Annotated in this window: 16 protein-coding genes and 2 tRNA genes; 8 read left to right on the top strand and 10 right to left on the bottom strand. The window is 57.9% G+C overall.

Annotated elements, in window-relative coordinates; genetic code table 11:
* Window positions 1-14: 14 nt before the first annotated feature.
* Both FGF54_RS04750 and FGF54_RS04745 read left to right on the top strand, forming a co-directional pair.
* A complete protein-coding gene (locus tag FGF54_RS04750; RefSeq protein WP_003521552.1) occupies window positions 15-164 on the top strand; it encodes a hypothetical protein in 150 nt (49 codons plus the stop codon).
* Between the two features lie 172 nt (window positions 165-336).
* Window positions 337-990 carry a hypothetical protein gene (locus FGF54_RS04745; protein ID WP_142779055.1) on the top strand — a complete coding sequence of 218 codons (654 nt, stop codon included), beginning with the start codon at window positions 337-339 and terminating at the stop codon, window positions 988-990.
* A gap of 71 nt (window positions 991-1,061) precedes the next feature.
* Here FGF54_RS04745 and FGF54_RS04740 read toward each other — a convergent pair whose 3' ends face one another.
* The gene (locus FGF54_RS04740) at window positions 1,062-1,598 is read right to left on the bottom strand and encodes a DUF1269 domain-containing protein (RefSeq protein ID WP_003521556.1); all 537 of its coding nucleotides are present in this window, start codon (window positions 1,596-1,598) and stop codon (window positions 1,062-1,064) included.
* Between the two features lie 230 nt (window positions 1,599-1,828).
* On the opposite strand from FGF54_RS04740, the gene FGF54_RS04735 reads away from it, so the two are divergent.
* The 3 genes from FGF54_RS04735 to FGF54_RS04725 all read left to right on the top strand — a co-directional run bounded on the left by FGF54_RS04735 (window position 1,829) and on the right by FGF54_RS04725 (window position 2,611).
* A tRNA-Pro gene (locus tag FGF54_RS04735) sits at window positions 1,829-1,905 on the top strand.
* 138 nt (window positions 1,906-2,043) lie between these two features.
* Window positions 2,044-2,304 carry a hypothetical protein gene (locus FGF54_RS04730; RefSeq protein ID WP_020811146.1) on the top strand — a complete coding sequence of 87 codons (261 nt, stop codon included), beginning with the start codon at window positions 2,044-2,046 and terminating at the stop codon, window positions 2,302-2,304.
* A gap of 103 nt (window positions 2,305-2,407) precedes the next feature.
* Window positions 2,408-2,611, top strand: coding sequence for a hypothetical protein (locus FGF54_RS04725; protein WP_020811145.1), 204 nt, complete (start codon window positions 2,408-2,410; stop codon window positions 2,609-2,611).
* 69 nt (window positions 2,612-2,680) lie between these two features.
* Here the strand turns inward: FGF54_RS04725 and FGF54_RS04720 are convergent, their stop codons facing one another.
* From FGF54_RS04720 to FGF54_RS04690, 7 genes are all read right to left on the bottom strand, one after another.
* The gene (locus FGF54_RS04720) at window positions 2,681-3,178 is read right to left on the bottom strand and encodes a ferritin (protein ID WP_059752593.1); all 498 of its coding nucleotides are present in this window, start codon (window positions 3,176-3,178) and stop codon (window positions 2,681-2,683) included.
* Window positions 3,179-3,251: 73 nt separating this feature from the next.
* Entirely contained in the window at window positions 3,252-3,707 is a 456-nt protein-coding gene (locus FGF54_RS04715) for a pseudoazurin (protein ID WP_142779054.1), read from the bottom strand.
* Window positions 3,704-4,525: an ABC transporter ATP-binding protein gene (locus FGF54_RS04710; RefSeq protein WP_142779053.1), complete on the bottom strand. Its 822-nt coding sequence runs from the start codon at window positions 4,523-4,525 to the stop codon at window positions 3,704-3,706. Before FGF54_RS04710 ends, FGF54_RS04715 begins: the two co-directional genes overlap by 4 nt.
* The gene (locus FGF54_RS04705; protein ID WP_059752584.1) at window positions 4,522-5,574 is read right to left on the bottom strand and encodes an iron ABC transporter permease; all 1,053 of its coding nucleotides are present in this window, start codon (window positions 5,572-5,574) and stop codon (window positions 4,522-4,524) included. Before FGF54_RS04705 ends, FGF54_RS04710 begins: the two co-directional genes overlap by 4 nt.
* A gap of 111 nt (window positions 5,575-5,685) precedes the next feature.
* Window positions 5,686-6,798: an ABC transporter substrate-binding protein gene (locus FGF54_RS04700; protein ID WP_210247427.1), complete on the bottom strand. Its 1,113-nt coding sequence runs from the start codon at window positions 6,796-6,798 to the stop codon at window positions 5,686-5,688.
* Between the two features lie 296 nt (window positions 6,799-7,094).
* The gene (locus FGF54_RS04695) at window positions 7,095-7,649 is read right to left on the bottom strand and encodes a dual specificity protein phosphatase family protein (RefSeq protein ID WP_003521565.1); all 555 of its coding nucleotides are present in this window, start codon (window positions 7,647-7,649) and stop codon (window positions 7,095-7,097) included.
* 138 nt (window positions 7,650-7,787) lie between these two features.
* Window positions 7,788-8,375, bottom strand: a complete 588-nt coding sequence (locus tag FGF54_RS04690) for a YqaA family protein (RefSeq protein WP_059752579.1) — start codon at window positions 8,373-8,375, stop codon at window positions 7,788-7,790.
* A gap of 511 nt (window positions 8,376-8,886) precedes the next feature.
* Here FGF54_RS04690 and FGF54_RS04685 point away from each other — a divergent pair.
* Window positions 8,887-9,531: an exopolysaccharide biosynthesis protein gene (locus tag FGF54_RS04685; protein WP_003521567.1), complete on the top strand. Its 645-nt coding sequence runs from the start codon at window positions 8,887-8,889 to the stop codon at window positions 9,529-9,531.
* Between the two features lie 3 nt (window positions 9,532-9,534).
* Here FGF54_RS04685 and FGF54_RS04680 read toward each other — a convergent pair whose 3' ends face one another.
* Complete coding sequence (locus FGF54_RS04680) at window positions 9,535-9,813, bottom strand: hypothetical protein (RefSeq protein WP_065654012.1); 279 nt, start codon at window positions 9,811-9,813, stop codon at window positions 9,535-9,537.
* A gap of 176 nt (window positions 9,814-9,989) precedes the next feature.
* Between FGF54_RS04680 and FGF54_RS04675 the strand changes: the two genes are divergently transcribed.
* Window positions 9,990-10,064: transfer RNA gene (locus FGF54_RS04675), tRNA-Asn, on the top strand.
* A gap of 102 nt (window positions 10,065-10,166) precedes the next feature.
* On the opposite strand, the gene FGF54_RS04670 is transcribed toward FGF54_RS04675, so the two are convergent.
* On the bottom strand, window positions 10,167-10,556 hold the full coding sequence (locus FGF54_RS04670) for a DUF2934 domain-containing protein (protein WP_142779052.1): 390 nt from the start codon (window positions 10,554-10,556) through the stop codon (window positions 10,167-10,169).
* A 170-nt stretch (window positions 10,557-10,726) separates the two neighbouring features.
* Between FGF54_RS04670 and FGF54_RS04665 the strand changes: the two genes are divergently transcribed.
* Complete coding sequence (locus FGF54_RS04665; protein WP_065654014.1) at window positions 10,727-10,966, top strand: hypothetical protein; 240 nt, start codon at window positions 10,727-10,729, stop codon at window positions 10,964-10,966.
* Window positions 10,967-11,029 lie beyond the last annotated feature (63 nt).

Raw genomic sequence — 11,029 nt, 5'->3', positions numbered from 1 at the left:
GGGGAGACATCTTAATGACGCAGACCAATAATCTCTATCTCATCATCGGCGCGCTCATCGTGGTCATCGCAGGCCTTGGCATCTATGTCTGGCACGAGGAAAGCAAGCCGAAGGGGATCGAGATGAATATCGGCCCTAACGGCGTCTCCGTTCAGGAGAACTGATCCGCAAGCGTCGCGCAAAGTCCGGCCATTAAGACCGGGTGCATCCCAAGCCGAACACGGCCGGGATTCGCCCGGTCTTCTTATGAGAGGAGACGAAAGGCGGGATCGATGCCCGCCGAGCCGGTTCGATACGAATGATGCGTATCGCCCGATCAAGGAAACAGCTAGCGCAATGGTCTCCTCCATCGACCCGTCCACACGCCTCACCGCCACCAGACTGGCCCTCAAGGCCATCAAGGAGCAGGAAGACAATTCCGCCGTCACATCCTCCTCCTCGACGCGGACGTCTCTCCTCGATTCCTACGGGCTAGACACCTCCTCCTCGTCGTCTTCCACCAACACGCGGCTCACGCAGCTTCTGGCGCAATATGCCCAGACCTCGAACGAGGATACGCAGACCGACGACACGGACACCCAGCTTTCTTCCGGCGATATTACCAGGGCCGATTTCATGAAGGAGCTGAAGGAGACGCTGGAAGAACTGGCCGCGGATCCGGACAGGGCTTCGCAGGCCAAGGCCATGCTCGAGGCTTTGACGGCCGGCACGCTGACCGTCTCCGATCCCGCCGAGGGTGCGCAAATCAAGGCCTGGGATGTGGCCTCCGATACAGAAACCACTTCCAGACCGGCCTCGGACATCGCCATGACGGGATGGAGCGACTTTCTGAAAGACCATCTCAAACGCGACGGCTCGGCCTATGCGAGAAGCGAGACCGGCGCCTATATCGATACCGTTTCCGGCGACAACGCGTTTTTCGGCAGCGTCGGCAGCCGCTATTATTATCTCACCTGGCCGCAGGCGAAAAACGGCACTTTGACCGTATAAGCCGAATTTCCCGATGCCCGAGCGGATGGCTGCGACATGGAACCTGCCGCAGCCTCGCTTTCATCGTCTGCTCAGACAGCAGGCGCGGCAGCCGGTTCGGCTCCGCCGGAAAGCGCCTTCTGCAACTGCGCTTCCTGCGCCGGCGACAGCGACGTCTTGATGACCCGCCCGCGCAGGCCTTCGAATTCCGCCAGCACCTTTTCCGGCTGCACCTTGCGGATCAGCACGAACAGCGCTGAAGAACCGTTGGGAATGGTCTCGCCGAGCGATTTGATGAAATCGTCATCGATGCCGAAATCCGTCAGCGAACCCGCAAGAGCGCCCGTGCCGGCACCGATCGCGCCGCCAATGGCAAATCCCGCCAGTGGATTGAGGAACAGCAGGCCGACGAGGCCGCCCCAGAGACCACCAGACAGGAAACCGGAGCTTGCGCCGATCGCCGTCAGATTGACGCTCTGTTTCAGATGCACCTTGCCGTCTTCATCGCGAACGACAACCACGGCATCTTCCAGATCGACCAGATATTCCTTTTTCAGGCCTGCAAGCTTCAGAAGCACCCTGTCGGCCACTTCCGTTCCGTCAAAGCCAACAACGACAAGTTCGGACATAGTTCGTCTCCCTGAGTTTCAATTCCGCTGCGATTGAACGCCGAAGCGGGCGGCTTGTTCCGGCAATGATGGAAAGAGGATGTGTCATGCGTTTGACGGCCGCCCATCCGTGTAAGCATCGGGCTGCTTAGTCCCCTTCTGCGCCATCCACACCCTTTGCTCCTTTTTTTATGAAAAGACCATTTTCCGCTTGCGCCCTAACAGGCTTATATATAAACGGCTTTCAGGTTCGGAGCGTAGCGCAGCCCGGTAGCGCACTTGACTGGGGGTCAAGGGGTCGTGGGTTCGAATCCCGCCGCTCCGACCATTAAAATCAGATAGATAGCCAGTTCCCCCAGAGCTGGCTATATTTGTTTCAGCTATCTGGTAACCCGCGCCATGCGCGAATTTAAAAGCCCGGATTGGGCTATACGTTTGTCCAGGCCTGAGAATGAGGTGTGCCGAGATGGCCAAAAAAACGAAAATAGAACACTCAGAATTCTCGGGCGAGTTTGAAGACGACGGCATCACGGTTCTGGTTGATATCTACCGGCCTGCTGGCACCCAGCAGGATTGGACGCTCGAGGTCATCAGCGAGCATGACGATGTCACCACCTGGGACGAACCCTTCGCAACCGACAAAGACGCCTGGGAAGAATTCCTGGCCACGTGTGAGAAAGACGGGATTCGCAGCTTTCTGGATGGCGAGGATCCGTCGGTCCATTAACGTTCAATTCCGCAGTGCCGGACTGTAAAGGGCGACGCCCATTGCCTTGTTGACTCTCTGCTAAAATTAGAACATTTAGTGAACAAAAGAGAGGTCATCCACTATGTCCGACGCTGAAAAAATCACCCCCATACGGCCTGACGACATAGCCGGATATGTCATCCAGTGTCATGACGGCGATGCGAAGGCGGCTGTCGAAGCCCTTCTCGGCGAAATCGAGCATTTGCAGGAACAGCTTTCCCTGGCGGTTGCCATCATGGGAAAGGGATATACGCGCGGATGGACGCCGGATATCGGACGCGATTGAGCCGACGGCCTCCACTCCACAAGCCGTGTTAGTTGCAGCTTGTGGAGCGCAAGAAAACTGGCGCAGCAATCAGCCCTTGTCCGCCAACTGACCGATTTCGCGGTCGATCAGGTAAAGCGCATTGGGGCCGTCGCCGATCAACTCGATCTTGCCGAGTATGGTGCGGCAAAGGCTGTCTTCCTCATGCTGCTCATCCACGAACCATTGCAGGAATGAGGTGGTGGCGTGGTCTTTTTCCACGTGGGCAAGATCGACTGCCGCGTTGATGGCGGCGGTGACGCGGGATTCGTGCTCCGTCACGATGGTGAACAGGCCTTTGATGTCGTTTGCCGTGACCTGCGGCGCTGGCAGTTCGGAAAAGGTGACGCGTGCGCCGAGATCGTTCAGGAAGCCGAAGATGCGGTGCATGTGCTCCAGCTCTTCCGCCGCATGGCCGAGCAGGAATTTATAGCAACCGTCGAGATTGCGTTCCGCCGCCCATGCGGCCGCCTGAAGATAGGCGTGATGGGCGCGCAGCTCGCCATTGAGGAGATCGTTCAGCGTCGTTTCGATCGCTTTGTTTGCCATGGTTTTATCCTTGGTTTCGGGGTTGAAGAAGCGGGTTTGCGGTGCGGATTGGCGCGGCCTGAAAGGCGGGGCGTTATTGCGCGGGCGTCACCTGCCCCAGCGCCGCCTCCAGCCTTTCGCTCTTCATGACGAGCTTGGGCCGCAGCTTCTCGGCCTTTTGTCTGACGGCTTCGAGATTGACGGGCTTGCCGACCTGAATGATGCCGATCATCGCCATCATCAGATGCGGCGGGCAATAGTAGAGATAGACGCCCTCCTTCTCGACGGTGACGGTGAAAGCCTCATCGAGCTTGCTTTTCCAGGGGCTAACGCCGTCCGGAACCGCATAGGACTGCACATAGTGGCTGGAATTTTGCGGCACGAAGGTAATGGTGTCGCCCGGCTCCGCCTTCACATAGGAAGGCTCGAACACCATGCCGCCATCCTTGCCGTAATTGAGCATCAGGATCTTGTGTTCGGCGGAAAGGGATGGCGTGACGGGCAGGATTACGGCCAAAGCCGTGGCAAGCGTCATCAAAAATCGTTTCATGCAATTATTCCTTCAAGGGTTTTGAAATGTTCGAGCGGTGGGTCGCCCGCCGGCTGGATGACGGGATTGCCGCGCCGGTCGCGCAACACCTCCACGGCAACGCCATAGGTCTCGGAAATGAGCTTCGGCGTGACGATATCGCCCGGTGCGCCGGTCGCCTTCAGCGTGCCCTCCGAAATCACCAGCAGGTTGTCGGCATATTGGCAGGCGAGGTTGAGATCATGCAGCACGACAAGCGTCGCCCGGCCATTGGCGCGGGTTTCCTGCCGCACCAGATCGAGAAGCGCCACCTGATGCTTGAGGTCCAGCGCGCTGACCGGCTCATCGAGCAGCATTGCCTGCGGCTCTCGCATCAGAACCTGCGCAAAAAGCGCCATCTGCCGTTGCCCGCCGCTGAGCGAGGCGATCTCCCTGCCCGCCAGATGGGCTATTCCGGCCTGATGCAAGCGTGTCATGGCCAGATCGAGCGTTTCGTCGTCGATGTGCAGCGAAAGCCGGCCGAAGCGGCCGAGCGCCACCACCTCCAGCACGCTGAGCGCTATATCGGCCGCCGTATCCTGCGGCATATAGGCGAAACGATCCCGCCAGTCCCTTGTGTGCCGCCCTGCCCTCTCGCCAGCCTGAAGGCGACGATCGCCGAGGCTGATCGCGCCGGCGGCGAGCGGCAGGTCGCCGAAGATCGCTCTGAGAAGCGTCGTCTTGCCTGTGCCGTTGGGGCCGATGACGGCGTGGATTTGCCCGGGTTCCAGACGTGCCGAGAGGTCTCTCACAACGGTCTGCCCGCCGCGTTCGACGGAAATATTATCCAGAACCATCATCGGCCGCGCCTCTTCGGAGCGAAAATCAGCCAGAGGAGAAACGGCACGCCGACAATGGCGGTGACGATGCCGACCGGGAACAGAGCGCCGGGAATGATCGATTTGGAGAGAATCGAGGCTGCCGAAAGCATCAGCGCGCCGCTCAGTACCGACATGGGCAAAAAGAAACGCTGATCCTCGCCCACCGTCATACGGGCGATATGCGGCGCAACCAGCCCGATGAAACCGATGACCCCGACAAAACTCGTTGCCGTCGCTGTCATGATGGCGACGATGATGAGAACCTTCATGCGCAGCCGGCGCACATTGATGCCGAGGCTCGCCGCCCGCATTTCCCCCATCCTCAGCGCCGTCAGTTTCCAACAATCCGCCATCAGCAGGGCGCAGCAGAAGGCGGTGACGGCGGCTGTCAGGCCGAGCGTTGGCCAGGTCGCCTTGGTCAGGCTGCCGAACAGCCAGAAAAGAATCTGCTGCGACAGTTCCGGCGAGGACAGGAACTGGATGAGCGACAGCAGCGACTGAAACAGAAAAAGAAGTGCGATGCCGCCGAGAATGATGGTTTCGGCCGTCATCTGCCGCATGGAGGCCAGCATGAAAAGGAAAAGCGCGGCGAGCATGGAAAAGACGAAAGCGCCGAGCGGAACGGCAATCATGGCATCCAGCCCGAGACCGCCGAGCGCAAGCACCAGCGCGGCGCCAAAGCCCGCCGCAGCCGCCATGCCGAGCGTATAGGGGCTTGCCATGGGATTATTAAGCAAGGTCTGCATCTGCGCGCCGCCGGCGCCGAGCGCCGCCCCGACGGCGAGCGCCATCAGCGCCATGGGCAGGCGAAGGCCGCGCACGATGGAATCGGTCATCGCCGCCCGTTCGCCAAGGCCCGTCAGCGACTTCACCACTTCGGCGGGCGACAGCAGCGAGGGACCGGTGGCGATATCGAGAACGAGGCTTACCGCCATCAGCACGAAAAAGACCAAGACGACGCGCCAGCGACGACGTTCACGCAGCCGGTGCGCACCGATGGCTTCGGCATTGCGGGCGGCAATTGTCATGGAAAACCTGTTTGAAAAAGACGCTGAAAAGCGGACGCCTGGAGTGGCGTCCGCAGAATTTAACCTTCAGCGGCAAGCAAATGTGCTTTTCCGCCGCCGGCAATAGAACCATCAATCCTTGACGGCGATGGCAAAGGTGCCTTCAGGCGTGACCGGCAGGTACTTCCTGTAATAGCCGAGATAGTTGGCGATCGGATCGACATCCTTGAACTGCTCGGGATAAAGCTGCTTGGCGATATATTGCACCATGGCGAAATCGGAGAGCGTGCGCGACGCGCCCTGATAGACACCGAACAGCTGACCGTTCTTGATGGCCGGCAATTCACTCCAGCCCTGACGGGTTTCGAAGGTCTTGAGCTTTTCGCGGGCATCCGCAGCCTTCACCGCCTGCCCCATCGGCAGCGCCGCGGGGTTCTTGTTGTTTTCACGGCCGGAAATGAAGATGGCGTCGGGCTTCGAAGCCAGAACCTGCTCGGGATTGATCGGTCCCCACCACTCAACGAAAGGTGCTGCGATATTGTCGCCGCCAGCGGCGGTGGACATGGCGCCCCACATGTTCTTGCCATAGGTGAAGGAATATTCGGCCGGTCCCTTATTGCCGAATTCGACATAGACCTTCGGTTTCGGCTGACCGGATTTCGCCACCCGTTCGGCGACGTCTTTCAGCGAAGCGGCGTAGAATTCGGCAATTTCCTTGCCGCGCTGCTGCTGTCCGGTGAGTTCGCCGAAAAGCCGGGTGGAGGCGACGTGGCGCTCGACCGTCTGGGCGTTGTAGTCGACGACAACGACGGGAATGCCCTCTTCTTCCAGACGGTCGGCATCGAGACCGAGCGCCTTGTATTGCCAATCCGCCAGGATCACCAGATCGGGATTGAGGCTCAGAACTTTTTCGACCGAGAAGGTCTGGGCTTCGACTTCACCGACATCGGCAATATCCGCAAGCGAGGCGCGGTGAGCGAGATGCATTTTCCAGTTGGCGGGAACCCAGCCTTCCCACGCTTCGCGGGAAATGCCGACGACGGAATCATAGGCCTTTTCGCCACCCACCGCCATGTAGTCCTCGAAATAGAAACCGAGAACGACGCGTTTTGCAGGAAGATCAACCTTCACCTCGCGTCCGATGACGTCGGTGATTGTCTTCTCTGCGGCGGTGGCGGAAGGTGCGATAAAGAAAACGGATAAGAACGATGCGGCAAGGCCGCCGATAAATGTTTTGCGGGTCATGATGCGATCCAGAAGTTGAAACAATGCCGCTGTATAAAAGGTGACACTGTGAGTCAACTTAAATTACAAAATCACATAAGTTGCTAATATAAAAATGAAAATTGTCATTTTCGGCAAAAATGCATGCCGTGAAATATTGCGCTGGGCGACGGCAATAGATGCTGCGCCGCCGCGCCCTCAGCCGGCCACGATCTGTGGATTGCGCCCGTCCCGATAACCTCCGTCATCGAGACAGGACGCAAGATCCCGTTCAGATCATTGAAGTGTGCCCTGTGGGAAATGCGCCCGAGCCGACTTCAGAACTCGTTGGAGGCGATGGCGAAATCGTCGACGACGGGCATCTTTTCCGCGTTTTCCCAGGTCCGGTCCATGGCGTAGGTTTCCGAGAGATAGGGAATGCCGATATGGCCGAAGCGGAAGGACAGCTGGCTTTCCGCCTGTTCCTCATCAAGCTTTGCCACGCGGCTGAGATAGAGCGCGGTGGCGAGGCCTGTCCTGTCCGCACCGGCCTTGCAATGAATGAGAATGGGCTTCGGCGCATCGCGCATGATGGCGACAAGTTCGTTGACCCTGTTCATGTCAAGTTCCTGGCTTGCCGACATGCCGAAATCGATATGATTAAGTCCCAGCTCGCGGGCGGTTTCGACCTCATCGCGATACCAGGCCTTGGATTCGTTCGCGCCGCGCAGATTGATGACCGTCCTGATACCGTGGTCTTTCGTATAGCGGACGAGCTGCTCATTGCTCGGCTGGTTGGAGCGATAGAGCTGCCCCGCGACAACCTCGTGAAAATTGCCCAGGAGCTGAATGGCGTAGAGATAACCGCCTGCGGCAAGCACAGCAATACCCATGCCCCAAAAAGAGCACTTCCAGAATCTTCTCATAATAAAACGGTTCCCTCATTCGACGAGAGAACCGATACAGGCGGATTCTGACAGTAAGCTGAAAGTTATACGACAGTATTGTAAGAGTAGAAAATTTGCGCTCGATCAACGCACGAAAACGTAAACCGCATAGACCGCGATGAGCGCGGCGGCTGCCGCTGCGGTGATGGCGCCAAGGCGTTTTTCGATGAAATGGCGCACCGATTCCCCGTATTTCTGCAGCAATCCGGCAAGGATGAAAAAGCGCGCGCCGCGCGTGACGACCGCCGAAAGAATGAACAGGCCAAGGCTGATATTGGCCGCGCCGGAAAGGATAGTCACGACCTTGATCGGCGGCAGATGCGCAAGCCCCGATGTCACCAGCAGGAGAACGATGGTTTCGTAATCCACGGAGTTCTTCAGATGCTCGAAGCTGTCGAGCTTGCCGTAGAATTCGAGAATGGGTCGGGCGATGCTTTCAAAGGCATAATGACCGAGGAACCAGCCGGCGATGCCACCGAGAACCGAGGCGACAGTTGCCACGAGCGCATAAAACATCGCCTTTTTCGGCCTGGCCAGCACCATGGGCAGGAAAAGCACATCGGCAGGCACGACGAAGATGGAGCTTTCCACGAAAGCCACGATTGCCAGCCACCACACGGCGGTTTTGCGCGCGGCGAGCGCCATCGTCCAGGCATAGATGTTTTTCAGCATGTCGTGTCCCCGGGGAAGAGTGTTGCGGAGTGAAGGCAGGCGGGAGCCAAGGCATATCGGCGGTGATTCATGCGGTTGCCGGCGAGCCGGAGAGACCGGCCCCGAATGAGGATTAGAGACAACGCAAGAGAATGGCAAATGTTGGAAAATTTATTTTTGCATCGCAAAAAATCATAAAGACAAGCATTTCCAGCCCTCACCGCAAGCCGGTTGTTGCAATGCGAAATTTCACCCTGCGGTAGATGAACTCGCCTTTTTGCTGTAGAATAAGAGGTGGAGGAATGAGGAGGAAGTTATCATGGACTATGTAAACTTCGTTACATCGATCAATCCGGTCATACTTGTCATTCTGCTGGTGGTTCTTCTTGCGGGCGCCTACAGCAACTGGGTTTCGCACTAATCCAGGCGAACCGCGCGACCAAATGTGATGAGGCTCCTTTTCTATCGGCGATAGGCATCGGGCCGGATGGATGTTATCAATCCCGGAGTTAAACAACTTCCGGGAAGCCGCATGACGAACGAATTCGCATTCACTGATACGTCTGAAAAGCTCAGCACGACGCTTGAGAAGCTGATAGGAAAGTTGCAGGGCCAGACGATCACGTTGCGCGAGTTGATGGAAGCGATCGGCGAACAGGGCCTTTTGCTCATCTGCGCAATCGCCTCCCTGCCCTTTCTCATCCCGGTTTCCATTCCCGGCGTCAGCACGGTCTTTGGTGCGGCGATCATTCTTGTCAGCCTGGCAATCACCCTCAACCGCCTGCCATGGCTGCCGGCAAAAATCCTCGATCGGCAGATGGAGACGGCAAAGCTCGTTCCCGCCCTTCAAAAAGGCGTCGCCATTGTCTCCAAGCTGGACGGTTTCATTCGTCCGCGCATCCCCGCGCTGACGACCGGCATTATCGCCAACCGCATAAACGGACTTGCGCTGATGACGGCGGGCGTATTGCTGATGATGCCGCTCGGCTTCATTCCCTTCTCCAACACCCTTCCAGGCGTTGCGATCCTGCTTTTTTCGGCAGGGATGATTCAGAGGGATGGCGTTACCGTGCTCGGCGGCTACCTGTTTCTGGGGCTGACGGCGATTTATTTCGCAGCGCTCGCCTATGCGGCCTTCTGGGCCGGCCAGGGCATCAGCAGTTCCATCGGCGCATAAGACCTATTGCCGGTCGCCCTTGCGGGTGTCGCGGCGGTTCTGCCGCGATGCCCACCAGACCGCCAGCCGTCGCCGCTGGCGGCGAACCGCCGGCAGATCGTGGGAAAGCACGACGAGACCAAGCGGAACCATCCAGAAGCCGAGCACGGGCAGGAAACCAAGCGTTCCGCCAACCACCAGCGCCGAGCCGGTCGCAATCCTGCCGACGCGCGAACGCGGCATGGCAAAGCTCCATTTTCCGACATGGAGGCGGTGCGTTCTGTGGTCGATACCGAATTTCATTCCATCCTGCCCTTTTGCATCTGGCCTGTGGATAATTTTTTCACCGGCGATAAGCCCGGAAAATCGGGACTTTGGATGGATAAAACAAGAGGAATGCGTTTTTTTTGAAAAAACCGCTTGGCAAATCGGAAAAGCATTTGTATTACCCCGCTCACACCGCGCCAAGCGGTGGACGTTCCCTGGTAGCTCAGCGGTAGAGCATTCGACTGTTAATCGACAGGTCGCCGGTTCGAATCCGGCCCGGGGAGCCATTTCTCTCAAAAACATGTTTTGAAGAGCGAAGTGCAGCTGCAATTCGCCCCATTCTTCTTGGGGGATTGTCGTGACTTCCCCATTATCCTACCGCCAAACGATCAGTTCTTCTTGACAGCCCTTTTCGTCGCCTTCGTGGCGTTGGTCAGCGCCGGAGGATCGCTTGCCGGAAAACTCTCCTCAAGGCTCTCGGTGAGATCGTCTTCCTTGTTCTTATCCGTAGATTTCCGCTCTTTCTCAAGCGATTTTACCGCGGGTGATTTGGCATCTGCCGGAGTTGCCTTTTTCGCTGGCGTCTTCTTCGCAGGCGCTTTCGCGGCAGCAGACTTCTTCACGCCATTTCCGCTTTTGGACTTCGCCGCTTCCGCATCTGCGGAAAGCTCCCGTTCCGCCTCGATCCAGTGTCTTTCATGGTGCCCGTCGGGTCTTCCTTCCCTCTCCCATATTGCGCGCGCTTTTTCACGGATTGCGGCTTCGCGGTCATGGCTCATAACGGACCTCCCTTTTTACGTTGCACCGGTTTTGATTGTGCCATTGAAAAAACAAAAAAAGCCAGAGTTAGTTCCGCTTTGACCTGCGACGAATAAGCATTTCCGCGAGAAACGGAACCGTCATCGGCCGCCGATCGTTTGGCCTGCAGAAACCAGCAGGAGATCGCTTCATGACCACCCCGCAGAAGCCGAAAACCGAACCGCTTGATATTGAGGACGATGATGTCGCTCGGTTCGAAACAGACAGCGAGCTGAAAGCCAAAGATGTCGAGATTTACCCGGACGAGAGCGTGAGCTTGCGTGCGCGCCGGCAGGCGGCGCGGCAGCATGAGGATGCCTTTATCGTGGCAACCGATCTGGAAGACGACGATCAGCGCGACGCAGCGCCCGGCACCAGAGAGCAGCCCTAGGCCCGAAAATGGAAAAGGCGGGTCAAAGCCCGCCTTTATCGAAAAATGCCGTCAAAAATGTCA

It is taken from the genome of Agrobacterium sp. T29 (assembly GCF_006970545.1).
Classification (GTDB): domain Bacteria; phylum Pseudomonadota; class Alphaproteobacteria; order Rhizobiales; family Rhizobiaceae; genus Agrobacterium; species Agrobacterium leguminum.
This window is presented reverse-complemented; position numbering and strand designations above follow the sequence as displayed.

What these genes read in the sequence shown, in the direction of transcription:
- FGF54_RS04720 (WP_059752593.1), bottom strand. Translation starts at nt 3,178, where the DNA reads ATGGCAAACAAAGCGATCGAAACGACGCTGAACGATCTCCTCAATGGC.
- FGF54_RS04750 (WP_003521552.1), top strand. Translation starts at nt 15, where the DNA reads ATGACGCAGACCAATAATCTCTATCTCATCATCGGCGCGCTCATCGTG.
- FGF54_RS04725 (WP_020811145.1), top strand. Translation starts at nt 2,408, where the DNA reads ATGTCCGACGCTGAAAAAATCACCCCCATACGGCCTGACGACATAGCC.
- FGF54_RS04710 (WP_142779053.1), bottom strand. Translation starts at nt 4,525, where the DNA reads ATGATGGTTCTGGATAATATTTCCGTCGAACGCGGCGGGCAGACCGTT.
- FGF54_RS04670 (WP_142779052.1), bottom strand. Translation starts at nt 10,556, where the DNA reads ATGAGCCATGACCGCGAAGCCGCAATCCGTGAAAAAGCGCGCGCAATA.
- FGF54_RS04685 (WP_003521567.1), top strand. Translation starts at nt 8,887, where the DNA reads ATGACGAACGAATTCGCATTCACTGATACGTCTGAAAAGCTCAGCACG.
- FGF54_RS04740 (WP_003521556.1), bottom strand. Translation starts at nt 1,598, where the DNA reads ATGTCCGAACTTGTCGTTGTTGGCTTTGACGGAACGGAAGTGGCCGAC.
- FGF54_RS04745 (WP_142779055.1), top strand. Translation starts at nt 337, where the DNA reads ATGGTCTCCTCCATCGACCCGTCCACACGCCTCACCGCCACCAGACTG.
- FGF54_RS04665 (WP_065654014.1), top strand. Translation starts at nt 10,727, where the DNA reads ATGACCACCCCGCAGAAGCCGAAAACCGAACCGCTTGATATTGAGGAC.
- FGF54_RS04705 (WP_059752584.1), bottom strand. Translation starts at nt 5,574, where the DNA reads ATGACAATTGCCGCCCGCAATGCCGAAGCCATCGGTGCGCACCGGCTG.
- FGF54_RS04700 (WP_210247427.1), bottom strand. Translation starts at nt 6,798, where the DNA reads ATGACCCGCAAAACATTTATCGGCGGCCTTGCCGCATCGTTCTTATCC.
- FGF54_RS04715 (WP_142779054.1), bottom strand. Translation starts at nt 3,707, where the DNA reads ATGAAACGATTTTTGATGACGCTTGCCACGGCTTTGGCCGTAATCCTG.
- FGF54_RS04690 (WP_059752579.1), bottom strand. Translation starts at nt 8,375, where the DNA reads ATGCTGAAAAACATCTATGCCTGGACGATGGCGCTCGCCGCGCGCAAA.
- FGF54_RS04695 (WP_003521565.1), bottom strand. Translation starts at nt 7,649, where the DNA reads ATGGGTATTGCTGTGCTTGCCGCAGGCGGTTATCTCTACGCCATTCAG.
- FGF54_RS04680 (WP_065654012.1), bottom strand. Translation starts at nt 9,813, where the DNA reads ATGAAATTCGGTATCGACCACAGAACGCACCGCCTCCATGTCGGAAAA.
- FGF54_RS04730 (WP_020811146.1), top strand. Translation starts at nt 2,044, where the DNA reads ATGGCCAAAAAAACGAAAATAGAACACTCAGAATTCTCGGGCGAGTTT.